Source organism: Streptomyces zhaozhouensis, assembly GCF_900230195.1.
GTDB lineage: Bacteria > Actinomycetota > Actinomycetes > Streptomycetales > Streptomycetaceae > Streptomyces > Streptomyces zhaozhouensis.
On the sequence record NZ_OCNE01000008.1, the window covers coordinates 130,010 to 154,870 of the forward strand.

A 24,861-nucleotide genomic window follows, 5' to 3' on the forward strand; every position below is an offset into this window, starting at 1 on the left:
GCGACCCTAAAGTCCAGTTACGCAACAACCTTTCATAATCACCGCGTTCCGCGACGTTCCCGGGCGCCCCCGCGGGGTGCCGGCCGGTGCGCGGCAGGGGAGGCGAGGGTGGGGACCACCACTGGACGGACCGCGTCCCGGCCGGGCACAGCGCCGGCCGAGCCCAAGTACTGGCAGCTGAGGACCGCGCTGACCGACGCGCTGGACGCCGAGTTCAGCGTCGGGCAGGTGCTGCCCGACGAGCGCACGCTGGCCGCCAGGTTCGGTGTCGCGCGTGCCACCCTGCGGCAGGCCCTCGACCAGCTGGAGCTGGAGGGGCGCCTCCAGCGCCGACGCGGAGTGGGCACCACGGTCGCGCCGCCGCGTGTCGGGGTCGACGTCAGCCCCGCCGGGCAGACCTGGCCCGGCGCCGAGGACGACCCCTGGACGGTCACCGGCCTCGCCACGGTGGCCGCGCCGGCGGCGGTGGCGCAGGCGCTGGACGTGCCGCGCGGGACGCCGCTGTCGCTGGTCGGCCGGGTGCTGGTGGCCGCCGGCCAGCCCGTCGCGATCGAACGGCTCTACGTGCTGCCGGGGGCCCGGCCGGCCGAGGGCGCCGACGAGGCGCTGGCCGCGTTGCGCGACCAGCCGCTGGAGGGGCAGGACCGGTCGGTGGAGCTGGGGTCGGCCGACGCGGAGCAGTCCAGGGGCCTGGACCGGCTGCCCGGCTCCCCGGTGCTGCTGGTCACCACGCGCTACACGGCCGCCGGCCGCGTCGCGGCGGTCTCCCTCGCCACGTATCGCGCCGACACCTGCCGCCTCACGTTCGCGCCGGCGGGCGGCGCGCTGTAACGCTTCCGCCCTGCCGGGCGGGCGGTCGTCCGCGCCCCGGTGGGTGGTCGCTCGCGCGCCCGCCGGGACGGCTCAGCCGGTCTCCGTCACCGTGAACAGCTCCGCCTCCAGATGGTCCAGCGCCAACCGCACCGCCCCCGTCGCCACCGCCCCGCCGCCCAGCGCCGACGCCACCACGCGGGGCGCCCGCAGGCAGTAGCGCTCCAACTCCCGGTGCAGCGGCTCCACCACCCTCTCCAGCCCGGCCGCCCAGCCGCCGACCACCACCAGCTCCGGGTCAAGCGCCAGCACCAGCGCCGCCACGTCGTGGGTCAGCCGCTCGACGAACCGCGCCACCGCGTCCTCCGCGCGCGGGTCGCCGGCCCGCGCCGCCGCCAGCACCCGCGTCACGGCCCGCTCGTCCAGCGGGTCGACGGGCGTGCCGGCCGTCGACAGCAGCCGTTCCGGCGTGGCCTGCCGGCCCAGCAGATGGAGCGCGCCGATCTCCCCGGCCGCACCCCCGTGCCCCCGGTGCAGCCGTCCGCCGATGAGCGACCCCGCGCCGGGGCTCAGCCCGGCCAGCACCATCACCACGTCGTCGGCGCCGGCCGCCGCGCCGACCCAACGCTCGCCGAGCACCGCCGCGTTGGCGTCGTTCTCCACCAGCACCGGCACCCGGAACAGCTCGCGCAGCCGCTCGCCCAGCGGAAGCCCGGTCCACCCGGGCAGCGCCGCGCACAGCGCCACCGAGCCGTCCTGGCCGATGATGCCCGGCGTGCCCACGCCGACCGCGCGCAGCGCGGAGACGGTCACGCCCAGGTCGCCCAGGAGCGTCCGGGCGGTGTGCGCGAGCCGCTCCAGCCGCTCGGCGGCCGGCGCCTCGGTCTCCACCGCGCGGGTCGCCTCGCCCTGCCGCCGGCCGGCCAGGTCGGCCAGCACCGCCGTGACCCGCCGGCTGCCGACCTCCACGCCCAGCAGCCGCCCGGCCTCGGCGCGGAACCGGTAGCGCCGGGCCGGCCGGCCCCGCCGCGCGCCCTCCGCCGCCGCGCCCTCGGCCTCGGCGACCAGTCCGGTCCGCGCCAGGCCCTCCAGCACGCCCTCGACCGTCGGCCGGGACAGCCCCGTGGTGGCGGCGAGGTCCGTCAGCGAGCAGCCGCGGCCGGCCGCGCGCAGCGCGCGCAGTACCGCCGCCTGGTTGATCTTGCGCAGCAACGAGGGGTCGCCGCCCATGAGTTGGCCCACCGTGTCTCCCTGCCACGCCGTCTGACCCGCTCCGCGCCGCCCCCCTGCCGGCCGTGCCCCGTCGGCGTCCTCAGAGAATCGCGCCCGGGGCGTACCCGGCGGCCTCCGGGTAGCGCTTGACGACCTCGTCGACACGCGCCACCACGGCGGCCACCTGGCCGTGCGCGGCTCCCGTGAAGGAGAGCCGGTCGGCCATCAGCTCCTCGAGCGCCGGCCGGTCCAGCGGCACGCGCTCGTCCGCCGCGAGCCGGTCCAGCAGCTCGTTCCGCTCAGCACCCTCCCGCATCCGCAGCGCGGACGCCACCGCGTGTTCCTTGATCGCCTCGTGCGCGCTCTCCCGCCCGACGCCGGCGCGCACCGCCGCCATCAGCACCTTGGTGGTCGCCAGGAACGGCAGATAGCGGTCCAGCTCGCGGGCGACGACCGGCGGGAAGACCCCGAACTCGTCGAGCACCGTCAGCATCGTCTCGACCAGCCCGTCGAAGGCGAAGAACGCGTCGGGAAGCGCCACCCTGCGCACGACGGAGCAGGAGACGTCCCCCTCGTTCCACTGGTCGCCCGCCAGTTCGCCGGTCATCGAGGCATAGCCGCGCAGCACGACGGCGAGCCCGTTGACGCGTTCGCACGAGCGGGTGTTCATCTTGTGCGGCATCGCCGAGGAGCCGACCTGTCCCGGCTGGAAGCCCTCGGTGACCAGCTCCTGCCCGGCCATCAGCCGGATCGTCTTGGCCAACGAGGAGGGGGCGCCGGCCAGTTGGACCAGCGCGCTGACCACCTCGTAGTCCAGGGAACGGGGGTAGACCTGCCCGACCGAGCCCAGGACCTGGGTGAAGCCGAGGTGCCCGGCGACCCGCCCCTCCAGCTCGGCGAGCCGGTGCTCGTCCCCGCCCAGCAGGTCCAGCATGTCCTGCGAGGTGCCGACCGGGCCCTTCACCCCGCGCAGCGGGTAGCGGGCCAGCAGCTCCTCCAGCCGGCCGAAGGCCACCAGCAGCTCGTCGGCGGCGGTGGCGAACCGCTTGCCCAGCGTCGTCGCCTGCGCCGGCACGTTGTGCGAACGCCCGGCCATCACCAGCCCGGCGTGCTCGCCCGCCAGCCGTCCGAGCCGGGCGAGCAGCGCGACCGTGCGGTCCCGCACCAGCTCCAGGGAGAGCCGCTGCTGCAACTGCTCGACGTTCTCCGTCAGGTCGCGGGAGGTCATGCCCTTGTGGATCTGCTCGTGCCCGGCGAGCGCGTTGAACTCCTCGATCCGCGCCTTCACATCGTGCCGGGTGACCCGCTCGCGCTCCGCGATGGAGGCCAGGTCGACCGACTCCAGCACCCGCCGGTAGTCGTCGACCGCGCCGGCCGGCACCTCGACGCCCAGGTCGGCCAGGGCCGCGAGCACCGCCAGCCACAGCCGGCGCTCCAGCACGATCTTGTTCTCGGGGGACCAGAGCCGGGCCAGCTCCACCGAGGCGTAGCGGCCGGCCAGGACGTTCGGAATGCGCGGCTTGTCAGTCACAAGGCCGGATTCTACGGCCCCTTCTCCCAGGCCACGGGCGCCAGGTCGGGTCGCTTGGCGGGGCGGCCGTCGCCGGAGGAACGCCCGGTCAGCCGGCGTCCGATCCACGGCAGCAGATACTGCCGGGCGAACCGCGCGTCCGCCGCGCGCCGCGCGTACCAGCGGCCGGGCGCGGTCGCCGGCAGCGGCTCGTCCCAGTCGAACGCGGGCTCGCCGCCCAGCCGTTCCCACACGGCCTCGGCGATCCTGCGGTGCCCCTCGGTCGTCAGGTGCAGCCGGTCGTCGGCCCACATCCGGGGGTCGCCGAGCGACTTCGCCGCGTAGAGGTCGACCACGAGCGCGCCGTGCCGCCCGGCGATCTCGTCGATCGCGGCGAAGAGCGCCTCCATCCGGCCCCGGTACCGGTCGAGCACGGGCCCCTGCCGCCCGGGGCTGCGCATCAGCACCAACTGCCGGCAGTTGGGAGCCAGTTCGCCCGCCGCTCGGTCCAGCAGCCCGCAGATCTCGTCGATGTCGCAGCGCGGGCGCAGCACGTCGTTGAGGCCGCCGACGAGGGTGACCAGGTCGGCGCCCATGGCGGCCGCGACGGGCACCTGGTCCTCGGCGATCTGGCGCATCAGCTTGCCGCGCACCGCCAGGTTGGCGTAGCGGAAGTCGGAGCGCTGCTCGCCGAGCCGCTGGGCCAACAGGTCGGCCCAGCCCCGGTAGCCGCCGTCGGGCAGGGCGTCGGACATGCCCTCGGTGAACGAGTCGCCCAGGGCGACCAGACTGCGGAACTCTGCGATCTCGTGCATGGCGCCGTCCATGCTAACGAGTACGGCACGGCGTGCGCCGCCCGCCCGGTGGGCACCGGGTCATCGCCGGGTCAACCCGGCAGGTTGCGCGCCACCGCCCAGACCGCGGCCACGGCCAGCACCGCCGCGGTGGCCGCCGGCGTGAACCGGGGCCGGTACCGTTCACCGCGCAGTCCGGCGGCCAGCCAGCGCCCGGAGAGGAAGAGGGCCAGCGGCACGCCGAGGAGCAGCAGCACCGGGTTGGCCGCGAACGCCCCCGCCGGGTCGAGATGGAGCAGGTCGTAGGACATCCGGGTCGCGCCGCAGGCGGGGCAGTCGAGGCCGGTGGCCCAGTTGACCGGGCAGCGGGGGAGGAGGGCGCCGCCCTGGTGCGGGTCGGTGCGCCACAGGTAGAGGGCGCCGAGAAGGCCGGCGCCCCACGCGGCGAGCGGTGGCGCGGCGGGGTGTACCCGGCGCGCCACCGCTTCGGTCCGCCGTACGCGGTCCACGGCTGTCAGTTCTTCAGGACCCGGCCGTCACCGTCGGTGCGGTCGTCCTTGACGAGGAAGAGGATGCCGTCGATCAGCGCCCAGACGCCCAGGCCACCGCAGGTGAGCAGCTGCGCGACGGCCATGCCGGCGTGCCCGGTGTACCAGCGGCCGGCGCCGACGCCGCCCAGCAGGATCTGGAGCACACCCGCGACGATCTTGGACTTGTGGGAGTAGGGACGGCCGTAGGGGTCGTACCCGTAGGGCGCGTTGGGGTCCGCGCCGTAGCCGGGCTGCCCGCCGTAGCCGCCCGCGTAGCCGCCGGGCGGCTGCTGCGGGTAGCCGTACCCGGGCTGGCCGCCCGGCGGGGGCTGCTGCGGGTTGGGCTGCTGGTAGGGATTCTGGTCGGACATGTCCCCCCAAAGGACGATGAGCGGTTGGGAAAACGGGAACGGCCGCCACTGGAGAACGCGGCCAGGCGACATACTGCCAAACAACCGGATCATCGGGTAACGCGCCGGGTGCCTCCCTCACTCCTCGGACACCCCGGGCGCCCCCTCCGGTTCCGTGAGATGCATCGCGGCCTCCTCGGCGGTCGCCGCGCCGCCGTCGATCCCCTCGTCCTCCGCGGCGACCGGGTCCGGCCGCAGCGTCGCCTCGTCGCTCGCCCGCACCAGCCGCCCGGCGCGTGCGTCACCGACCTGGTCGCGGTCCACCGGCTCGCCCTCGCTGTCCGGCAGGTCGCCGACGCCGTCGCCCTCCGGCGGCCGGACGTCGGGCGTCTCCTCGGTCAGCCGCTGGTCGAGGCTGGGCCCCTCGCGCTGGCCGCGCGCCGTGGTGCCGGGGTCGTCGACGGCCAGCGGCTTCTCCGGCGGGGAGTAGCCCTCGTCGAGGGTGGCGTCCTCGTCGTAGCCGTCGAGGCTGTTCTCCAGGTCCAGCTCGTAGGGGTCGTCCCTGGTCTCCGACGTGGTCGGCTGGTAGACCTCGTCGCCCATCGCGGCGTCGTCACTCATCTCCAGCCCTCCCTTCTGTCCGCTCCGGCTTCCCCGGCACCGCCGGGACAAAACGCCCGTTCGGTGGGCGAAACGGCGACGCGTGCGAGGTGGGGGAGTGTCGGGCGGGATCTGTGCGCCCCCTCCATCGCGGGGTCACCCGCCGCGCCCGGGTGTCGACGAGCTGTGTGCCGAGGTCGCCGGGGCACCCGGGCCCCCGCCCGGCCGGGGGCGGCGCGTCGGACGGTCGGCTCAGCCGATCTGCCGTCGGCGGCCGGCGAGGGCCCCGGCCACCATCTGCGGCACCACCAGCACCATCAGGAAGGCCAACGGCAGCCGCCACCCGCCGTCCAGGTCGTAGAGCACCCCGACCAGCAGCGGCCCGGGGATCGACAGCAGGTAGCCCATGCCCTGGGCGAACGCGGAGAGGCGGACGACGATCCCGCCGTCCCTGCCGCGCAGCGCGATCATCGTGAGGGCCAGCGGGAACGCGCAGTTGGAGACGCCCAGCAGCCCCGCCCACAGCCACGGCGCCGTCGCCGGCGCGGCCCACAGCCCCGCGTACCCGGCGAGCCCGAAGAAGCCGAGGGCCACCGCGATGCCGCCCTGCCCGCCGCGCAGCCGTCCGACGACCGCGCCCAGCGCGAAGGAGAGCGGGATGCCCAGCACCGAGGTGAGCGCGAAGAGCAGCCCCGCGGCCTCCGCCGAGATCCCGGCGTCCCGGAAGACCTGCGGCAGCCAGCCGATCACGACGTAGGCGGCGGTCGCCTGGAGCCCGAAGTAGACCGCCAGCGCCCAGGCCGTCGGGTTCCTGGTCAGCCGCGGCGCCACGGCCGGCGCCTCGGCGGGCTCGGAGGGGGAGGCCGGAGCGGTGCCGGCGCGCGTCAGGGCCAGCCAGGGCAGCACCGCGACGCCCGCCAGCAGCGCCCAGGCGCCCACCCCGACCCGCCAGTCGCCGAACCGGTCGGCCAGCGGGACGGTCACCGCCGCCGCCGTCGAGGCGCCCACGTTCAGCGCCATCGCGTAGGCGCCGGTCATCGCGCCGACCCGCTCCGGGAAGCGCTCCTTGACCACGACCGGCATCAACACGTTGACCAGCGCGATCCCCGCCAGCGCCAGGGTGCTCAGGGCGAGGAACGCGCCCGCGTTCCCCGCCAGCGGGCGCAGCGCCAGGCCCGCCGTCAGCACCACCATGCCCAGCAGCACCACCGGGTCGGGTCCGTGCCGCCGGGCCAGCGGGGGAGCGGCGAAGCCCACCAGGGCGAAGCAGGCGGCCGGCATCGAGGTCAGCAGGCCGGCGACCGGGGCACTCATGCCCAGCCCCGCCCTGGCCTCCTCCAGCACCGGCCCGAGGCTGGTGACGGCGGGACGCAGGTTCGCCGCCGCCAGCAGCAGCGCGGGCACGGCCAACCGCCGCGCCCAGACCAGGGACCTGGGCGGTGCGTCGCGCGCCGCGGCGTGGTCGGCGGTCGCGGCGTCCCGGGAGGTCATTCCCTCATCGTAGGACGCCCGTTCGATCCGGGCGGGCTTCTCAGTCGCCGTCCGGGGTGCGCAGGGCGAGGATCGCGATGTCGTCCCCGGCGTCCCCCGCGCACTCGGTGGCCAGCGCCTCGCACAGCTCCTCCAGCGAGCCGCCCAGCCGGGCCTCCGCCACCCGGGCCAACGTCCGCATCCCGTCGTCCAGCGACCGGCCCGGCTCCTCGACCAGCCCGTCCGTGTAGAGCACCAGCACGCTCCCGGCCGGCAGCTCCGCCCGGTGCTCCGGGCGCGTGACCCCCGCGTCCACGCCCAGCGGCACCCCGGGCTCCTCGTCCAGGAACCGGGGGCGCCGCCCCGGCACCAGCAGCAGCGGCGGCGGGTGGCCGGCGTTGCTCCACCGCACCGCCCAGTCGGTGCCGCCCGCCGGCTCCACGCGTGCCAGCCACGCCGTGGTGAAGACACTCTCGCCGACCGTGGTCAGGATCTCGTCCAGCTGACTCAGCAGCGCCCCCGGGGAACGTCCGCCGCTGAGCCCCAGCGCCCGCAGCATGTTGCGCACCTGCGACATCCGCGCCGCCGCCCGGATGTCGTGGCCGACCACGTCCCCGATCACCGCCACGCACGAGCCGTCCGGCAGCGGCAGCGCGTCGTACCAGTCGCCGCCCAGGTGGTCCGGCTCGTTGGCCGGCCGGTAGATGGTCGCCGCCGACAGCGGCGCCAGGTCCAGCAGGGTGGGCAGCAGCATCCGTTGGAACGTCTCCGCGCTGCCGCGCACCCGCTGGTAGAGCCGGGCGTGCTCGATCGCCACCCCCGCCGTGCCGGCGAGCGCGCGGATCACCCCCTCGTCGTGCTCGTCGAAGGGGCGCCCGTCGCGTCGTTCGGAGAGATAGATGTTGCCGTAGACCCGCTCCCGCACCCGGATCGCCACCCCCAGCAGGGAACGCATCGGCGGATGGCCCGGCGGGTAGCCGGCCGACTCCGGGTGTGCCGAGACCTCCGCCACCCGCAGCGGCTCGGGATGATGGATCAGATGTCCCAGCAGGCCGCGTCCGCGCGGCAGTTCGACGCCCTCCAGGTTCTCCAGCTCCTGGCGGTCCAGCCCCAGCGGGATGAACTCGGCCAGCGCGTCCCCCTCCTCGTCCAGCACCCCCAACGCCCCGTACCGCGCGCCGACCAGGTGCATCGCCGTGCTGACGATCCGCCGCAGCACGGCCGGCAGCTCCAGCTCCCCGCTGATGCCGAGCACCGCGTCGAGCAGCCCCTGGAGGCTGCCCTGGGCGCGGGCCAGGTCGTGCAGCTGCGCGCTGATCCGGTCCAGGTCCGTGGACAGCGGCAGGTCCAGCAGGGAGGAGTAGGGGATGTCCGGGTGGTCCCGGTGCTGCGCCATGGGGGTTCTCTCCGTCGGCCGGCCGTCCAGGGAGCTCCTGGATACGCGTCCCGCCCCCGCCACGCGGGCGACCGGGCCGCAGCCACCCCCCGCCCCCCACCCGGTCGGCGCAGGACGGCCGCCCGCACGGCCGCTCGGACGCGCGCCGGTGGAACGCCGCCGGAACGGCTGTCGAACGCCCGTCGAACGTGAAGGTTTCTTCGCCGTCTGTTGACCACGGAGTGACCCGGGGTGATGGTGTGGGCGTCTGTCGTGGTTCTCCGGCGGAGGGAGCCGGCACCGAGTGCCGAGGCCAGGGAACGGCCACAGCGCATCGCGCGACCCACGTCCTTCACACGGAAAGGTCTCGGAGCCATGACGCACACGCGACGACGCTTCCTCACGGCCGGCGGCGCCGGTCTGGCCGCGGCCGCCGTCGGCTGGCCGCGCCCGGCCGCCGCGACGGTCGGGCCCACCGCCTGGGAGACGGTGATCAGCGACTCGTTCGCCGACTACGCCACGCTGGAGCGGTCCTGGAACTACCTCTACCCCTGGGGCTCTGACCACAACGGCACCGCCCGCATGTACGGGAGCCCCACCGACCACCACCACGTCTCGCTCGACGGGGGGACGCTGACGCTGCGCGCCACCCGCATCGACTGGGACGAGGGCAACAGCTCGGCCGACCCCCATCTGCCCATCCGCTACCACTCCGGCGCGATCCACGCCAGGCAACACGTGGTGGTGGGAGCCCAGTTCCCCGAGTGGGAGGTCAAGGGCAGCTTCCGGGCGCCGTCGGCCCCCGGCACCTGGCCCGCGTTCTGGCTGACCGGCGTCAACAGCTGGCCGCCGGAGAGCGACATCCTGGAGTACAAGGGGGACGCCCGCAACTGGTTCAACACCTACCGGAACGCCTCGGGCGGCTGGTCCAACACCGTCGTCGACGTCGCCGACCCCGGCGCCTGGCACAGCTACCGCGCCTGGATCGCCCAGGTCAGCGCCACCGACGTCGACATCCACTACTACCTGGACGACAACTGGGTGGGCCAGCACCGGGGCGCCGGCTTCGTCGACCAGCCGCTGTGGATCATCGTCAACCTCCAGATGGAGGGCTCCTCCGGCTCCTCGGGGCCGACCACCGACACCCTCTACCACGCGCGCGACCTCTACGTCGGCCGCACCCGCGCGTAGCCGCGCCGGGCGGGCCCTCGCGGCGCGACCGCCGCCGCCCCGACGCGGCACGGTGGTCGTCCCGTCGCGCACGACCATTGTCAGGCGGCCGAGCACGGCGACAGGATGTGCTCAGTTCTGTTCGCCCGTGTTGGACTTGTTCGCAATGGAGCGTGAAGTGAACAGCAAGCCGAACCGCCGTACGGTTCTGGGCGCCACCGTGGGGGCGGCGCTCGTCGGGGCCGTCACCACCGCCCCGGCCGCCGCCGAGTCAGGCGGCACCGCCGCGGGCGCCGCCTCCCGCGGCCTCACCGTCCGCGCGCCGCGCGGCCCGGTGCGGGTGACCGTCCGCCTCGTGGACGGTCGTCTGCGCTACGAGGTCGCGCGCCGGGGGGAGACCCTGGTCGCCTCCTCGGGGCTCGGCCTGGACCTGGCGGAACGCCCCTCCCTCACCGAGGGGTTGGAGATCGTGTCCGTCGAACGCGACACCGTGGACGAGACCTGGCGCCCCGTCTGGGGCCCGGACGCGACCGTGCGCAACCACGCCAACGAGTGCGTGGTGCGCACCGTCCAGCGGGACACCGGGACCCGGCTCGACGTGATCTTCCGGGTCTTCGAGGACGGTGTCGGCCTCCGCTACCGCCTGCCGGCCCAGGACGGGCTCGACCGTTACACCGTCACCGCCGAGCGCACCGAGTTCGCGCTGCCCGCCGACGCCACCAGCTGGTCGCTGGAGGCCGGCACCGACTGGAACGCCGACGAACGCCACTACCGCCGCGCCCCGCTCGCCGAGGTGGCCACCGCGCAGACGCCGTTGACGCTGGCCACCGCGCGGGGGACGCATGTCGTGGTGCACGAGGCGGCGCTGGTGGACTATCCGAGCATGACCCTGGCGGCGACCGGGCGGGACGACCGGCCGGGCACCCTGGTCAGCGAGCTGATCAGCCTCCCGGACGGCAACAAGGCGCATCTGGAGGGCGAGTTCTCCACTCCCTGGCGCACCCTGACCATCGGCGACCGCGCGGGGGACCTCGCCGAGTCCCACCTGATCGAGAACCTCAACGAGCCGTGCGCGCTCGACGACACCTCCTGGATCACCCCGGGCACCTACGTCGGCGTCTGGTGGGAGCTGCAACGCCGCGACACCACCTGGACCGAGGGGCCGCGGCACGGCGCCACCACCGCGCGGGTCAAGGAGTACATCGACCTGGCCCGCGAGGCCGGCGCCGGCCATGTGCTCGCCGAGGGCTGGAACACCGGCGCCGGCGGGGAGTGGACCGGACAGGACTTTCTCACGCCCAGGGACGACTTCGACCTCCCCGAGGTGCTGCGCTACGCCGAGGCCAACGGCGTCCGCTTCGTCGCGCACAACGAGACGCGCGGCTTCGTCGACTACTACGAGGAGCACCTGGAGACCATCTTCGGCCGCTACGCCGAGCTGGGCATCGACGCGATCAAGACCGGCTACGCCACCAGGTTCGAACTGGGCGGCGTCAACCGCAGCCACTACGACCAGGAGGCCGTCCGGCACTACCAGCGCGTCATCGACGCGGCGGCCCGCCACCGCATCATGATCAACGCGCACGAGGCCATCAAGCCGACCGGGCTGGCCCGCACCCATCCGCACATGATGACCGGCGAGGGCGTCGCCGGGATGGAACAGCACAACTACATGGGTGAGAACGGCAACCCGCCCGAGCAGGCCACCATCCTGCCGTTCACCCGCTTCATGGGCGGCCCCGCCGACTACACCCCCGGCGTGCTCAACGTGACCTGGGACCCGGCCGGCCTCAACACCCGGGTGCAGACCACCTCGGCCGCGCAACTCGCCCTCTACACGGTCTTCTTCAGCCCGCTCCAGATGCTGGCCGACACCCCGGAGAACTACCGCGCCCACCCCGGGTTCGCCTATCTCAAGGACATGCCGGCCAGTTGGGACGAGACCAGGTTCCTGGACTGCGAGATAGGCGACCACACGGTCGCCGCCCGCCGGAAGGGCGACCTCTGGTACCTCGGGGCGATCACCGACGAGCACGACCGGACGCTGCGGGTGCCCTTGCGCTTCCTGGCCCGGGGCCGCTACGTCGCCGAGATCTACCAGGACGCCGCCGAGACGACGTGGCGCGAGAACCCCCTCCCGATCGACATCCGCACCGAGACGGTGCGGGCCTCCACCACGCTCAGGCTGCGCCTGGTCGCCGGCGGAGGCACCGCGATCCGTTTCCGTCCGCTCTGAGCGCCCCGGGCCGCCACCGGCGTGGGAACGCCCCTCACGCCTCGGCGGCACCGTGCGGGCCATGAACGGGCGAGGTCCCGCCACGCCCCGGACGCCGCCGAGGCACCGCTCGGCCGTGCGGTGACAGCCTCCGAGCCGGCTGGCGTCTCCGCTGTTCCGCCGCCTCGGCACGCTCCCGGACGCGACCGTCCGTCGGCGTCGCTCCGGCCCGGAGGCCGGCGAGCTGGGCGCCGCCGGGACGCCGCACCCGCTCGTGCCGGCCGCGGCCGTCTGAGACCTCACCGGCGGGGAGCGGCCGTCAGCCGGGCCGCCCGCCTGCGGCGCGGGCCAGGCCCGCCTGGACACGTACCTCGGCCTCGCGGCGCCGGTCGCCGGTCTCTCGAAAGAGGGCAGCGGCGGAGGAGAGAGCCTCAACGGCCTCGTCGCATCTGCGTACCTGACACAGACTGAGCCCGACGTTCTTCCAGGCGATGCCTTCGCCGTGGCGGTCGCCCAACTCCCGGCAGAGCGACGCGTCCTGGACCCCGACGTCAGCGGCCTCGTCGAATCTGCCCTCCTCGGCGAGGGCTTGGCCGAGGAGGTTCAGCGTCGAGGCCGCGCTGCGGCGGTCGCCGGTTTCCCGGAAGAGACCGGCAGCGGTGGTGAGCGGAGTGACGGCCTTGTCGAAGCTCCGCTTCTGAAGCAGTAGTTGCCCGAAGTTGGCCAGCGCCATGGCCTCGCATCGACGGTATCCGATCTCCTTGGAGAGGCGGGCGGCGCCGAGAACGGAGTCGGCGGCCTCGTCGAATCTGCGCATCCGGATCAACGCGGCCCCGAGGTTGTTCAGCGCGTGCGCCTCCCCATGGGGGTCACCGCATTCACGGAAGAGGGCGACGGCGTCGGCGTGAGCCTTGACTCCCTCCCCGAACTCGCGCGCGCCGACCAGGGCCAGTCCGAGGGTGTCCAGCGTCACGCTCTCCGCGTGGCGGTCGCCCACCTCCCTCCAGTGCGCGACGGCCTCGGTCAGGTAGCCGACAGCCCGCTCGGATCCGCCCAACTCGATCTGGATGGGCCCCAGGATGCCCAGCACCCGGGCTCCGCCCAGGCTGTCCCCCATCTCCCCGAAGAGGCCCGCGGCCTCGCTGAGGACGTTGACGGCCTCCACGAACCTCTCCAGGGACGCCAGAGCCTGTCCGAGGTTGCTCAACGTCATGGCTTCCGCGTGGCGGTCTCCGGCCGCACGGCACAGAGCGAGACACGCCCTGAAGGTGTCGACAGCTTCTCCGGATCTGCCCGCACGCAAGAGAGCACGCCCCAGAGCATCGAGCGCCGCTTTCTCGTTGTGGCGGTCTCCGGCCTCCCGGCAGACGGCGACGGCGACGGTACTGAGGTCGACCCAGTCGTTCGCGTAGCGGCGCAGGTCGAGGAACGTGCCAAGTGCCAGTGCGAGTCCCGTGGCGGCGGCGTGGTGTGCGGGGGCGGCCGTGGCGGCGGCGACCAGGTTGCCCCGTTCGGCGTCCAGCCACTCCAGCGCCTGATCGCGGTCGGTGAAGTCGTCCGGGAGGGGCAGGCCCGGCGTTGTCTGCAGGTGCGTGTCGGCGGCCTGAGCGGTGGTGAGGTAGTGGTCGAGCAGGCGGTCCACCGCCGCGTCCCGGCCGTCGTCCGTGGCGCGGGCCTGCCCGGCCTCGTCCGCGAAGAGCCGGACCAGGTCGTGCATCCGCCAGCGGCCCCAGACCTGTCCGGGCTCGACCAGGTGTGCGTCGGCCAGGTGTTGCAGCAGTTCCTCGGCCCTGTCCGGGTCGGTGCCGGCGAGGTGGGCGGCGGCCTCGGTGGACAGGTCGGGGCCGGAGTTGAGAGGCAGCAGCCGGAACAGCCGGGCGTGATTTCCGTCGAGGAGTCGGTAGGACAGGTCGAAGGCCGCCCGCACGGCCCGGTCGGGGCGGCTCAGCTTGTCCAGGCGGGTGTGTCCAGCCCGCAGGGCGGCGGCGAGGGAGGCCCCGGGACGGGCGGGCGCGGCAGCCAGGAGGGCGGCGACGATACGCAGGGCCAGCGGCAGGCCCGCGCACAGCCGGGCGATCGTCGTGGCCGCTTCCGGATCGTCGGCGACGCGGGTGTCGCCCTCTCCACGGGCGCGGCGCAGCGCTTGGTCGAGCAGGGCGACGGAGGCCGACTCCCCAAGGACACCGAGGTCGTGGAGGCGGGCGTCGAGTCCGTCGAGGGTGTGGCGGGAGGTGACAAGGGCAGCGGTCACACCGTCGGTGGGCAACAGCGGGCGGGCCTGTTCTGCGGTGCGGGCGTTGTCGACGACCACCAGGATCCGCTGCCGGTTGTCCGCGTAGGCTGCCAGCACGCTGCGGTACAGCCGCTGCCGGTCCTGCAGACCGTTGGGTATGTGATCGCCGGTCATGCCCAGCGCGCGCAGCAGTCCTTCCAGGGCCCGCTCGGGAGACAGGCTGCGCTCGGGGTCGTAGCCGGACAGGTCGGTGAAGAGCACCCCGCCGGGGAACCAGCCCGGTTTCTTGCGGGCCCGGGCGGCGGTCTGAACGGCCAGTTCCGTCTTGCCGATGCCGGCCAGACCGGACACGGCGGTCACGGGCGCTGCCCGCCCGGCGCCCGTGCCGCTGACGTCCGGGGCCAGCTCCCTCAGCAGCCGGTCGACCTCCTGGTCGCGGCCGGTGAAGGCGGCGGAGGGCGCCGGCAGGCCGGAGAGGGCCGGGGTGATCCGCGGCGGCAGCTGCACGGTGATGTCCCGCCCCTGGATGACCGCGTGGAAGAAGATGCCGCCGCTGATCGTGTTGTCGCTCCGGCCATCCGCCGCGCCTCCGTGGGCTGCCTCCGCCTGCCCCATGCCGGTCAACTCCTCGGTGGCGGCGGGTCGCTGCCGCTGTCGTCGGTATCGGCCGTCGGCCGCGCGGCGCCATCGCCGCCGGCGGCCCTACCGACACCGGGAGCATTCCCCACCACCCTCACCTTTCGTGATGGCGTTCTCACGGGAAAGGACGAGCGGGAAGGGCGCGGCAGTTCCCGTCCGGGCCGAAAGCTACCCGCCTTCCCCCTCGGGGACGGAGCCGGGAGTCCGGGACCTTCTCCGGTGCAGCGCGCCCAGCACGGCGTCCAGCACCAGGAACGCCAGCAGTGACAGCCCGAACAGCGGCAGGTACCAGCCCAGCACCGCCGCGCCCGCCAGCAGCGGCACCAGCACCGCCCACGGCGCGCGCCGCCAGGCGCCACGGCGCGGCGGGCGGCCCCACGCCAACCCGCCCCGGGTGGGCCGCCGTTGCCACCACATCCGGTAGCCGAGCACGATCAGCGTCAGCAACGCGCCCGCCACCGCGATCAGCAGCAGCTGGTTGGGCAGCCCGAAGAGCAGCCCCATGTGCCCGTCGACGCCCCAGCGCGCCAGCTTGGCGGCGACCGGGTAGTCGCCGAAGCGCACCGTGTCCGTCACCTCGCCGCTGACCGGGTCGACGGCGACGGCGTCGACCTGGGTGGGCCAGTGGGCCTGGATCTCCTGCACGGCGAAGGCTCCGCCCGGCTGGGTCGGGTAGACCACCTCGACGGGCTCGCGCAACCCCGCGCCCCGCGCGCTCTCCAGCGCCTGTCCGGCGGTGACGACCGGCTCGCCGTCCTCCCCGGCCTCGCCGCCACCGCCGTGCTCGCCGTGTTCGGCATGGTCCCCGTGCTCCCCGTGCTCCCCGTGCTCCCCGTGCTCCGCGTGCTCCGCGTGGTCGGCGTGGTCGGCGTGGTCGTCCGCCGCGTCGCCGTCGGTCCGCCCGCCGTGGGTGGAGTGCTCGCCGCCCTCGCCGCCGCCCGACGGGGGAGACGTGTCGGGAGCCGGTGTCTGCCAGGACAACTCGGCGCGCAGGTCGGTGATGTGGGCGCCCGCGTGCTGGGACCAGGTCAGCCCGGTGAGCGAGAGGAAGCACAGGAAGAGCGCGGCCCACAGCCCGACCGGGCCGTGCCACCCCAGCGTCCGGCGCCGGCCGGCGAGCCCGCGCTCGGGCAGCAGCGTCCGCCGCACGCGGCGGCGGGTGCGGCGGCGGCCGATCCACAGCACGACCCCGCCCAGGGCGATCACCGCCAGCCAACTGGCGGCCAGTTCGCTGTAGTGCCGGCCGAAGTCGCCCAGGTGCAGGTTCCGGTGGAGCTCGTCGATCCACCAGCGGAACGGCAGCGCGCCGGAGGAGCCGTACGCCTCCAGGTCCCCCCTGACCTCCGCCGTGTACGGGTCGACGAAGATCGCCAGCCGGTGGCTTGGACCCAAATCGGGCAGGTCCAGCAGGACCCGGGTCGTCGCCCCCGGCTCGGCTGCCGGGCGCACCCCGCTGAGCGTGCCCTCGGGATGCTCGGCGCGCGCGGCGGCGATCTGCTCGTCGAGCGGCAGGTGCGCCTCGCCGACGGGGACGCTCAGCTCGTGGTCGTAGACGTACTTCTCGACCTGGATCGAGGCGGCGTACAGCAGCCCCGAGAACGCCGCGACCAGCAGGAAGGGACCCACCAGCAGCCCGGCGTAGAAGTGCAGCCGCAACACCAGCGGACGCGCGGACGTCCGCCGCCCCTCCGCCGCCGGGGCCGGCTCGTCCCCGGCCCCGCTGTCGTTCTCCCGCGTACGCGGCGCTGTCGCCATCACGCACCACCTGCCGTTCGGAGGGCCGGCCGACGTTCGACCGCCTCGCCCTAGTAGTCGGGCGCGGCCCCGGGGGCGTTCCCGCGAGCCGCGCGCGGTGTGCTTGGCTGGGCGCACGCGGGCGCCGTGGCGCGTGGTGAGGGGGCGAAGTGGTGCGGGGAGACGGCCGGGGAGCGGAGCCGACCGCGCTCCGGGTCGACGGGGCGGAGCTGCTGCGGCGGCGCGCCGGGCTGCGGCGGGCCTATGTCGCGGCGTTCGCAGGGCCGCCGTGGAACGAGGACGAGTCGAGGGCCGACGTGTTCGTGCGCCGGCTGCCGGACGAGGTGCGCAGGCCGGGGTTCGTCGCCGCGCTGGCCCGGGACGGGGAGCGGGTGCTGGGGTTCGCGACCGGTGTGACCACACCGGAGGTCTTCCCCCGGGACCGTTCCTACGGGAAGGCCGCCGCGACGCTGGGCGCCGAGCGCACCAGGGCCCTGCTGTGCGGCGGTCGCGAGGTGAACGACCTGGCGGTCGATCCGGCGGCGGCCGGCCGGGGCGTCGGCAGGGCGCTGCTGGCGGCCGTGACGGACGACGTGCCGTCGGGACGCTGCTGGCTGCTCACCCACCTGGTCGCCGCACCGGCCCGCGCCTTCTACCGGCGCCTCGGCTGGGTCGAGGCGGCGCCGGCGCGCGCCTCGGAGGAGACCGGCGTCGTCGTCTTCCTCGGCCCGCGCCACCCGGGGCGCGCCTCCGTCGCCGGCTGAACGTCCGCCCCCGCGAAGCGACCCGGCCCACCCCGCGGGGCGGCGGGGCGGACCGGGTCGGGGTGCCCGCCGAGGGGGAGCGGCGGGCGGGGGATGGTCAGTAGGGGCCGTTGACGTTGTCCATCGACCCGTAGCGGTCGGCCGCGTAGTTGCAGGCCGCCACGATGTTGGCCACCGGGTCGTACTGGTCGTGGGCGGTGCCCTCGACGTGGTAGGCGTCGAAGGTGGGCTTGATGACCTGGAGCAGGCCCTTGGAGGGCACGCCGTTCTGGGCGTTGATGTCCCAGTTGTTGATGGCGTTCGGGTCGCCGCTGGACTCCCGGATGATGTTGCGGTGGATACCCTCGTAGGTGCCCGGGATGTCGTGCTCGTCCATGATGTCCAGGGCCTCGCGTATCCAGCCGTCGAGGTTGTCCGGGTACGTCTCCTCGGCGGGCGCGGCGGCGGGCGCGGCCTCGTCGCCGTTGTCGTCGCCGTTCTTGTCCTCGCCGCTGTCGTCGTCCTCGGTCGCGGGCTCCGCGCTCTTCCGCTGCTCGTCCGCCGTCTCCGCCGTCTCCTCGTCGTCGGCGGCGGCCTGCCGGGGCTGGGCGTCGGGGCGGAGTTCCAGGGCGGACGGCCGGCCGGCGAGGACGTCACGCGGCGAGCCGGAGTCGGCCGCGGCCTGGGCGAGCGTGAAGGCCACGGGGGATTCGGTCGGGGTCGCGGTCGGGGCGGGAGCGGTGCGCGCCTCGGGGGAGTCGCCGGCCGCGCTGCCCGGTACGAGCGAGACGGCCATGGCCGCGGCGCCGGCGGCGACGACACCGGCCACCGAAACCCTGCGGTTCCGGGACCAGCGGGGGCCAGGGGTGCTGTGTGCGAACAATGTGGTCGTTCCTCGTTGGAAGTGGGGGTAAATCCCGCGATTGCGGACGACGGCCAGTCTTAGCGCGGCCCCCTGAGCCGGGCAAAGACCTCCGCTACGAACCCGGCCCGTAGACGCCCCCGGCCCGACCCCCGCCCGCCGCCGGGCCCCGGGCGCGCGGCACCGCTACCCCGCCTCGTAGGGGACCTTTGTCCTATGTCTGGCATCACAGCGCGCGGGCCGGGGAATCACTCGACGTGACCGCTCGGTGGCCGTCCTCGGAGGGCCGGCGCGCCCCGGCCGCACGGGCGGGGCGTGAATCGTGTCGATCTGGAAATGATTATCAGGGCTGCCGAGGGGGCAACTCGGGCGCGTCCACGGGACGTTGCCGCCGTTGTGCGTGGGGAGGACTGTCAGTTCATGGGTGCACCCTTGTCCCAGGACCAGGGGTTAGTGGGCTCCGCCGCCTCGGAGGACGGCTCGGGGGCCGCCCCGGAGGAGCCGCTCTTCCTCGAACCCCGGCTGGAGCCGCCGCTGCGCGCGCTGCTGGCCGCGCCCGACCTGCTCCACGAGCTGGTCGACGCGCTGGGCTCGCCGCTGAACGTGGTCCTCCCGGAGGTGGTGGCGTCGAACGTGGAGGCGTTCCGCGCGGTCTACCGGCGCCACCGGCTCCAGGGGCGGATCTGCTTCGCGCACAAGGCCAACGCCTCCAGCGCGCTGGTCCGCCGGCTCGCCGACACCGAGGCCGGTCTGGACGCCGCCTCCGTGGCGGAGCTGTCCCACGCGCTGGGCGCCGGCTTCGCCCCCGACCGCGTGGTGGCCACCGGTCCCAAGGACCCCGACTTCCTGTGGCTGGCCGCCCGCGCCGGGGTGACCGTGCACGTGGACGCGCCCGCCGAGCTGGCCGACCTGGTGCGCCTGGTGCGCGCCAGGGGCCTGCCCCGGGTGCGGGTCCTGCTGCGGCTGTCCGGCTTCGCCTCCGAGGGCGTGCGGCTGCTGACCCGCCGCACCCGCTTCGGCACCCCGGCCGGCGCCGTCGGCGAGCTGCTGGACCTCTGCGCGCGGGAACGCGACGCCGTGGAGCTGCTGGGCGTCGGCTACCACCTGGACACGACGGGGCTTGAGGAGAAGGCGCTGGCGCTGGAGAGCTGCGTGCTCGTGCTGGACGAGGCCAGGGCGCGCGGCCTGGACCCGCGCGTCGTGGACGTCGGCGGCGGCTTCGGCGCGAGCTATCTCGCCGACGGCCGCCAGTGGGAGCGCTACACCACCGCGCTGACCGACGCCGTGCTCGGCCGCCGCCCGCCGCTGACCTGGGGCGGTCACGGCTACGGGCTGCGGAACGAGGGCGGCACGGTGCGCGGCCGGCTCACCCTCTACCCCGCGCACCGGCCGGTCGCCGGGCCCGGCTACCTCGACGAGCTGCTGAACACGCCCGCGCCGGGCCTCGGCCGACCCCTCGCCGAGGTGCTGCTGGAGCACCTCTACGACCTGTGGGTGGAGCCCGGGCGCTCCCTGGTCGACCAGTGCGGGCTCTCCCTGGCGCGGGTCGTGGACGTGCGGGCCACCGAGGACGGCACCCGGCTGGTGCGGCTGGCCATGACGGCGGGCGACGTCAGTCTGGAGGAGCACGGCGTGCTGACCGACCCGGTGCTGGTGCCGCGGGCCGGCGCCGCCGACCCCCCGGGGGACGGCGACGACCGCCCGGTCGGCGTCCATCTCGTCGGCGACCTCTGCCTGGAGTCCGACCTGGTGACCCGGCGCACGGTCTTCCTGCCGCGCCTGCCCGACCGCGGCGACCTGCTCGCCTTCGCCAACACCGCCGGCTACTGCATGGACTTCCGCGCCCACCGCGCGCAGATGCGGCCCGGCGCCCGCAAGGTCGCCGCCGGCCGGCGGCCGGACGGGGCCTGGTGGTGGTCCCTGGACGAGCGGTACTGGCCCCACACCACGCGCAGGAGCGGAGAGTCATGAGATACGACGACATCACCGAGGCCATCGGCAACACGCCGCTGGTGCGCATCGACCCCGCCGTGCACGGGCTGCGCACCATCGACCTCTACGCCAAGCTGGAGATGCTCAACCCGTTCGGCTCCGTCAAGGACCGCGCCGCCTGGAACATGCTGCGCCCCGACCTGGCCGGCGCCGTGGAGCGGGACGCGCAGGTGGTGGAGCTGTCCAGCGGCAACACGGCCAAGGCGCTCGCCGTCCTCGCCGGCCTCCACGGGCTCCGCTTCCGCAGCGTCACCAACCGGATGCGGGTGCCCGAGCTGCGCGAGCTGCTGCTGTTGCTCGGCGCGGAGATCGAGGAGCTGCCGGGGCGCAGCGAGTGCCTGGACCCGACGGACACCGACGATCCGCTGACCCAGTTCCACCGCGCCCTGACCGAGGACGGCGCCCACCACCTCCACACCGACCAGTACTTCAACCCGCGCAACACCGAGGCGCACACCACCGGCACCGGCCCCGAGATCGTCAAGGATCTCGGCGGCCGGGCGCCCGACTGGTTCGTCGCCTGCGTCGGCACCGCCGGCTCCTCCACGGGTGTCGCCCGGGTGCTGCGCGAACACGACCCGGGCGTCGGGGTGTTGGGGCTGGTCGCGGCGAAGTCGGACTTCATCCCCGGCATCCGCACCCTCGACGAGGTCGCCGAGGTCGGCCTGTTCGACCCGGAGACCTACGACGTGATCGAGGCCGTCACCGCCGACGAGGCGATCGACGGCATGGTCGAGCTCAACCGCCGCTGCGGGCTGCTCGCCGGGCCCACCAGCGGCGCCGCCTACCGGGGCGCGGTCAGCCACCTGCGCCCCCTGGACGAGGAACGCGCCCGGCGCGCCAGCGGGGAGCCCGCCGAGCGCGCGACCGCCGTCTTCATCGCCTGCGACCGGGTGGAGAGCTATCTCGGCTACGTCCGCCGACGGCGCCCTGAACTCCTCGGCCGCGCCCCCCACCGCAACGCCCTGGCCACGGTCACCGAGGCGGAGCTGGCCGCGGTCCGCGACGCGGGGGTGGCGGAGGCGCGCCGCTGGATCGAGGAGGAACGGCCGCTCGTCGTCGACCTGCGCGGCTCGCACGCCTACGCCGCGCTGCACATCGAGGGGGCGATCAACATCGTCGACGAGCTGTTCGAGCAGCAGGTGCACGGCGGGCTGCCGTTCGGCCGGGACCGGCCGGTGCTGCTGGTCTGCCCGGTCGGCGAGAAGTCCGCCAGGTTCGCCGCGCTGCTGACCCGGATGGGGCACACCAACGTGCGCAGCCTGGCCGGCGGCGTCGTCGCCTGGCGCGACGCCGGCGCGCCGCTGGTGCGGGAGTGAGCGCCGTGCGCGCCGCCGAACCGGCGGGCCCCGACGCCGAGCTGGCCCGACTCGCCTCCTGGCAGCGGGAGTTGCGCGAACAGTTCCCCATCGTCGCCGCCCACCCCGAGCTGGCCTATCTGGACAGCGCCTCCACCGCGCAGAAGCCGCGCGCCGTGCTGGACGCGGTCCAGGAGTACCTGGTCACCAGGAACGCCAACGCCGGGCGCGGCACCTACCCCTGGGCCAACGCGACCACCGCCGCGCTGGAACGGGTCAGGGAGCGGGTCGGCGCGTTCCTCGGCGACCCCGCGCCCGACCGTTCCTCCGTGCACTTCGTCAGCGGCACCACCGAGGGGCTGCGCGCCGTCGCCCTCGACTGGCTGGCGCCGCAGCTCGCGGACGGCGACGAGATCCTGGTGCCGTTCGCCGACCACGAGGCCAACCTGGTCCCCTGGCGGGAGGCCGCCGAGCGGCTGGCCCGCGCGGGCGTGGAGATCGTGGTGCGCGGGCTGCCCTACCAGGAGGGTTCCGGGGACTACGACCACCGGGCGCTGCCCGGACTGGTCGGCCCCCGCACCCGGTTCGTGGCGGCCACCCACGTCCACCACGTGCTCGGCGGCGACATGAACGTGCACCGGCTGCGCGAGGCGGTCGGCCCCGACGTGCCGATCTGCCTCGACGCCGCGCAGAGCGTGGGCCACGTCCCGGTGGACCTGGGCCGGCTCGACGTGGACTTCCTGGTCTTCTCCGGCCACAAGGCCCTGGCGCTGCCCGGCACCGGAGCCGTCTGGGCGCGCCAGTCGCGCGGGCCCGCCTTCCGCCCCGGCGGCTGGAGCGGCACGCCCAACACGGTGGGTCTGGTCAGCCTCGGCGTCGCCCTGGACTGGCTGGCGGCGGCCGACGTGGGCCGGATCGAACGCTGGACGACGGCCCTGGCGGCCCGTCTCACCGACCGACTGCGCCGGCTGCCGCAGTACGAGGTGCTGGGCTGCCAGCTCAGCCTGGCCGCCGACGCGACGGCCCAGCCCCGGCGCGGCATCGTCTCGTTCCGCCACCGCGGCCTGGGCTCCGACGACCTCGGATTCGTCCTGCACAGCCACGGCTTCCTGGTCCGCGCCGACAGCCTCTGCCGGGCGGGCGCCCGCGCGGACGACGCGCGGGACGGGGCCGTCCGGGTAAGCCTCCATGTCCACAACACGCCCGAGGAGATCGACGGGCTGCTGGCGGTGCTCGACACCCTCGACTGAAACGTCCGCCGTGGAAACGCAACTGAAAACCATCGCCAGGTAGGGTGTCGCCCACGGACACCGATGACGGCTGGAGGTGGCGCGTTCCCATGGGCGTGAGCATGGCGACGGCCGAGTACTGGGTCGAGCGCTGGGAGCGCCAGCAGCGGCGGTACGCGATCCATCGCGAGGAGCGCTTCGCCGTGCTCGCCGACGTGGCCGAGTACGCGACGCGCGACCTGGCCCGCCCGCTGCTGGTCGACCTCGGCTGCGGGCCTGGCTCGCTCGCCGCCCGCCTCGCCGGCCGGCTGCCGGCCGCCGAGATCGTCGCCGTCGACCGCGACCCGCTGCTGCTGGAGCTGGCGCGCACCCACCGCCCGGACGCCGCCCGTTACGTGGAGGCCGTCCTCGGCGCCGACGGCTGGACGGAGGCGCTGCGCCTGGACCGGGCCCCCGACGCCGTGTTGACGGCCACCGCCCTGCACTGCCTCAGCGAGCGCACCCTGGAGCTGACCTACCGTCAGCTGGGTGAACTGCTGCGGCCCGGCGGGATGTTGGTCAACGCCGACCACTTCCCCGCCGACGCCGCCGAGGTCTCGGGGCTCGCCGCCCATCTCGGGGACCGCCGGATGGCGGCGGCCCTTGAGGGCGACACCCCGGACTGGGCCGCCTGGTGGCGCGAGGCCGCCCTGGACCCCGAGCTGGCCCACGCCTTCGAGGAGCGCGCCCGCCGGCAGCCGCCGGAGGGGGAGGGCGGCAACGCGCTCACCTTCGCCGACCACGCCCGCCTGCTGCGCGCCGCGGGCTTCCGCTCGGTCAGCTGCGTCTGGCAGTACGGCGTCAGTCGCGTCCTGGTCGCCTTCACCTGACGCCCCGCGTGGCGATGGCCGTGCGCGTCGATCCCGGTCGCGTCCCCGCCGTCGATCCCGTCACCCGAGTCGAAGGGCCGGGGGTCGGCCGCGCGCGGGCCGTCCTGGTCTCCGGCCGTCCCCCGCCGCCCGGCGGCCTCGCGGACGGCGAAGGGCGCCCCGCGTCGCGCGGTCACGGCGGGGCGGGCGCGGGTCTCCTCACGTGAGCCCTGGGAGAAGGGGATCGTTTCCATCACGTGGCGGTCGTCACCCGCCCGCCAAGGGGAACCGGCAATCATTTTCACCTAGGATGCCCGCAGGCGGCCCCCGTTCGCGAGGCCGGTCGCCCCGTGCCGCACGCCGATCCGGCGGTGCCGAAGGGAGTTCCCGTCATGTCCGTTGCCGACGTTCCCCGCGCCGACCCGCTCGGGGGCGCCTGCGGCGTGCTGCCGACGCGCGTCCCGCTCGCCCGGGGCGCGGACGCGGCCCGCGCGCTCGCCCGTGACGGCGCCGTCGTGCTGACCGGCGCCGAGGTGACGGCCGACGCGCTGGTGGTGGCCGCCGCCACGGTGCTCGGCGCGCGCCTGCGCGAGCTGTACCCGCTCCGCGAGCGCGCCTCGCGGGACGGCGGGCCGGTCCATCTCCACGCCGACGGCCTGGACTTCGTCGTGGACGTCGGGGGCGTGCCGACGCGGCGGCGCCATCCGGACGAGGACCACGTGCTGGTGCAGAGCGTGCGTCCGGCGCCCTCGGGGGGCGCCTCCCTCGTGCTCGACGCCTACCGGCTGGTGGACCGGCTGGCCGAGGAGGACCCGGAGTTGCACGCCTTCCTGACCACGGTGGACGTCGACCTCTACGGGGCCTGGGCGGGGCTGCGCGGACTGCCGGCGCTGCCGCGCGTCGCCCGCCACGTCGAGTTCACCCGGGCCGGGCGGCGCGTGGTGCGCCGCACCGACGGCGCCGTCCCTCTGCGCCGCGACCCGCGCGAGGGGTATGTCCGGGAGATGCTGGCGCGCTTCGAGGCCAGGGTCCATGGCCTTGAGGCGTCCCTGCCCCGCCTCTCGCTCGCCCGCGGGGAGATCCTGCTGCTGGACAACTACCGCTGCTGGCACGGGCGGGACCCGCACGAGGGGGAGCGCTCCGTGCGCATTCTGACCCTGCGGGGCGAGGATGCGCGCTGAGCACGTGTTGAAAATGATTACCAATGTGCTTATCGTTCCTCGATATGGCCACACCTCCCGCCCCCC

The 24,861-nt window shown here is 74.8% G+C and carries 20 protein-coding genes; 9 read left to right on the top strand and 11 right to left on the bottom strand.

The annotated features are described in order from the left end of the window. The first annotated feature begins 108 nt into the window (after window positions 1–108). Entirely contained in the window at window positions 109–831 is a 723-nt protein-coding gene (locus CRP51_RS13680; RefSeq protein ID WP_097231441.1) for a GntR family transcriptional regulator, read from the top strand. Window positions 832–903: 72 nt separating this feature from the next. On the opposite strand, the gene CRP51_RS13685 is transcribed toward CRP51_RS13680, so the two are convergent. From CRP51_RS13685 to CRP51_RS13720, 8 genes are all read right to left on the bottom strand, one after another. Further along, complete coding sequence (locus CRP51_RS13685; RefSeq protein WP_097231442.1) at window positions 904–2,052, bottom strand: ROK family protein; 1,149 nt, start codon at window positions 2,050–2,052, stop codon at window positions 904–906. A gap of 70 nt (window positions 2,053–2,122) precedes the next feature. Beyond that, a complete protein-coding gene (purB, locus tag CRP51_RS13690; RefSeq protein WP_097231443.1) occupies window positions 2,123–3,553 on the bottom strand; it encodes an adenylosuccinate lyase in 1,431 nt (476 codons plus the stop codon). 11 nt (window positions 3,554–3,564) lie between these two features. Further along, window positions 3,565–4,347, bottom strand: coding sequence for an SGNH/GDSL hydrolase family protein (locus tag CRP51_RS13695; RefSeq protein ID WP_097231444.1), 783 nt, complete (start codon window positions 4,345–4,347; stop codon window positions 3,565–3,567). A gap of 71 nt (window positions 4,348–4,418) precedes the next feature. Continuing rightward, window positions 4,419–4,835, bottom strand: coding sequence for a DUF2752 domain-containing protein (locus CRP51_RS13700; RefSeq protein ID WP_097231445.1), 417 nt, complete (start codon window positions 4,833–4,835; stop codon window positions 4,419–4,421). Between the two features lie 5 nt (window positions 4,836–4,840). After that, the gene (locus tag CRP51_RS13705; RefSeq protein WP_097231446.1) at window positions 4,841–5,227 is read right to left on the bottom strand and encodes a TM2 domain-containing protein; all 387 of its coding nucleotides are present in this window, start codon (window positions 5,225–5,227) and stop codon (window positions 4,841–4,843) included. Window positions 5,228–5,344: 117 nt separating this feature from the next. Then, on the bottom strand, window positions 5,345–5,827 hold the full coding sequence (locus CRP51_RS13710; RefSeq protein ID WP_097231447.1) for a DUF5709 domain-containing protein: 483 nt from the start codon (window positions 5,825–5,827) through the stop codon (window positions 5,345–5,347). Window positions 5,828–6,058: 231 nt separating this feature from the next. Then, complete coding sequence (locus CRP51_RS13715; RefSeq protein WP_097231448.1) at window positions 6,059–7,297, bottom strand: CynX/NimT family MFS transporter; 1,239 nt, start codon at window positions 7,295–7,297, stop codon at window positions 6,059–6,061. Window positions 7,298–7,337: 40 nt separating this feature from the next. Next, window positions 7,338–8,672: a PP2C family protein-serine/threonine phosphatase gene (locus CRP51_RS13720; protein WP_097231449.1), complete on the bottom strand. Its 1,335-nt coding sequence runs from the start codon at window positions 8,670–8,672 to the stop codon at window positions 7,338–7,340. Window positions 8,673–9,026: 354 nt separating this feature from the next. Here CRP51_RS13720 and CRP51_RS13725 point away from each other — a divergent pair, with 354 nt between their 5' ends. Together CRP51_RS13725 and CRP51_RS13730 are read left to right on the top strand one after the other, a co-directional pair. Next, window positions 9,027–9,842: a glycoside hydrolase family 16 protein gene (locus CRP51_RS13725; protein WP_097231450.1), complete on the top strand. Its 816-nt coding sequence runs from the start codon at window positions 9,027–9,029 to the stop codon at window positions 9,840–9,842. Window positions 9,843–9,999: 157 nt separating this feature from the next. Beyond that, window positions 10,000–12,057, top strand: coding sequence for a glycoside hydrolase family 97 protein (locus CRP51_RS13730; protein ID WP_170970547.1), 2,058 nt, complete (start codon window positions 10,000–10,002; stop codon window positions 12,055–12,057). A 298-nt stretch (window positions 12,058–12,355) separates the two neighbouring features. Here CRP51_RS13730 and CRP51_RS13735 read toward each other — a convergent pair whose 3' ends face one another. Continuing rightward, on the bottom strand, window positions 12,356–14,884 hold the full coding sequence (locus CRP51_RS13735) for a tetratricopeptide repeat protein (protein ID WP_097231452.1): 2,529 nt from the start codon (window positions 14,882–14,884) through the stop codon (window positions 12,356–12,358). 192 nt (window positions 14,885–15,076) lie between these two features. Further along, entirely contained in the window at window positions 15,077–16,663 is a 1,587-nt protein-coding gene (locus CRP51_RS13740) for a PepSY-associated TM helix domain-containing protein (protein ID WP_097231453.1), read from the bottom strand. Between the two features lie 149 nt (window positions 16,664–16,812). Here CRP51_RS13740 and CRP51_RS13745 point away from each other — a divergent pair, with 149 nt between their 5' ends. Continuing rightward, the gene (locus CRP51_RS13745; RefSeq protein WP_245880568.1) at window positions 16,813–17,406 is read left to right on the top strand and encodes a GNAT family N-acetyltransferase; all 594 of its coding nucleotides are present in this window, start codon (window positions 16,813–16,815) and stop codon (window positions 17,404–17,406) included. 97 nt (window positions 17,407–17,503) lie between these two features. Here CRP51_RS13745 and CRP51_RS13750 read toward each other — a convergent pair whose 3' ends face one another. Beyond that, window positions 17,504–18,214 carry a transglycosylase SLT domain-containing protein gene (locus tag CRP51_RS13750; RefSeq protein ID WP_245880569.1) on the bottom strand — a complete coding sequence of 237 codons (711 nt, stop codon included), beginning with the start codon at window positions 18,212–18,214 and terminating at the stop codon, window positions 17,504–17,506. A gap of 453 nt (window positions 18,215–18,667) precedes the next feature. Here CRP51_RS13750 and CRP51_RS13755 point away from each other — a divergent pair, with 453 nt between their 5' ends. From CRP51_RS13755 to CRP51_RS13775, 5 genes are all read left to right on the top strand, one after another. Next, window positions 18,668–20,218, top strand: a complete 1,551-nt coding sequence (locus CRP51_RS13755) for a Y4yA family PLP-dependent enzyme (protein WP_097231455.1) — start codon at window positions 18,668–18,670, stop codon at window positions 20,216–20,218. Further along, window positions 20,215–21,558, top strand: a complete 1,344-nt coding sequence (locus tag CRP51_RS13760; protein WP_097231456.1) for a pyridoxal-phosphate dependent enzyme — start codon at window positions 20,215–20,217, stop codon at window positions 21,556–21,558. The genes CRP51_RS13755 and CRP51_RS13760 overlap by 4 nt, the downstream gene beginning before the upstream one ends. Before the next feature lie 5 nt (window positions 21,559–21,563). Next, window positions 21,564–22,787 carry an aminotransferase class V-fold PLP-dependent enzyme gene (locus CRP51_RS13765; protein ID WP_097231457.1) on the top strand — a complete coding sequence of 408 codons (1,224 nt, stop codon included), beginning with the start codon at window positions 21,564–21,566 and terminating at the stop codon, window positions 22,785–22,787. A gap of 89 nt (window positions 22,788–22,876) precedes the next feature. After that, window positions 22,877–23,635, top strand: coding sequence for a class I SAM-dependent methyltransferase (locus CRP51_RS13770; protein WP_097231458.1), 759 nt, complete (start codon window positions 22,877–22,879; stop codon window positions 23,633–23,635). A 371-nt stretch (window positions 23,636–24,006) separates the two neighbouring features. After that, entirely contained in the window at window positions 24,007–24,795 is a 789-nt protein-coding gene (locus CRP51_RS13775) for a TauD/TfdA family dioxygenase (RefSeq protein ID WP_097231459.1), read from the top strand. The last annotated feature ends 66 nt before the right edge of the window (window positions 24,796–24,861 follow it).

Bases quoted from the DNA above. Each gene is read 5' to 3' on its own strand.
- CRP51_RS13695 (WP_097231444.1), bottom strand. From the start codon at position 4,347: ATGCACGAGATCGCAGAGTTCCGCAGTCTGGTCGCCCTGGGCGACTCG.
- CRP51_RS13705 (WP_097231446.1), bottom strand. From the start codon at position 5,227: ATGTCCGACCAGAATCCCTACCAGCAGCCCAACCCGCAGCAGCCCCCG.
- CRP51_RS13710 (WP_097231447.1), bottom strand. From the start codon at position 5,827: ATGAGTGACGACGCCGCGATGGGCGACGAGGTCTACCAGCCGACCACG.
- CRP51_RS13715 (WP_097231448.1), bottom strand. From the start codon at position 7,297: ATGACCTCCCGGGACGCCGCGACCGCCGACCACGCCGCGGCGCGCGAC.
- CRP51_RS13720 (WP_097231449.1), bottom strand. From the start codon at position 8,672: ATGGCGCAGCACCGGGACCACCCGGACATCCCCTACTCCTCCCTGCTG.
- CRP51_RS13725 (WP_097231450.1), top strand. From the start codon at position 9,027: ATGACGCACACGCGACGACGCTTCCTCACGGCCGGCGGCGCCGGTCTG.
- CRP51_RS13735 (WP_097231452.1), bottom strand. From the start codon at position 14,884: ATGGGGCAGGCGGAGGCAGCCCACGGAGGCGCGGCGGATGGCCGGAGC.
- CRP51_RS13740 (WP_097231453.1), bottom strand. From the start codon at position 16,663: ATGGCGACAGCGCCGCGTACGCGGGAGAACGACAGCGGGGCCGGGGAC.
- CRP51_RS13755 (WP_097231455.1), top strand. From the start codon at position 18,668: ATGGGTGCACCCTTGTCCCAGGACCAGGGGTTAGTGGGCTCCGCCGCC.
- CRP51_RS13760 (WP_097231456.1), top strand. From the start codon at position 20,215: ATGAGATACGACGACATCACCGAGGCCATCGGCAACACGCCGCTGGTG.
- CRP51_RS13770 (WP_097231458.1), top strand. From the start codon at position 22,877: ATGGGCGTGAGCATGGCGACGGCCGAGTACTGGGTCGAGCGCTGGGAG.
- CRP51_RS13775 (WP_097231459.1), top strand. From the start codon at position 24,007: ATGTCCGTTGCCGACGTTCCCCGCGCCGACCCGCTCGGGGGCGCCTGC.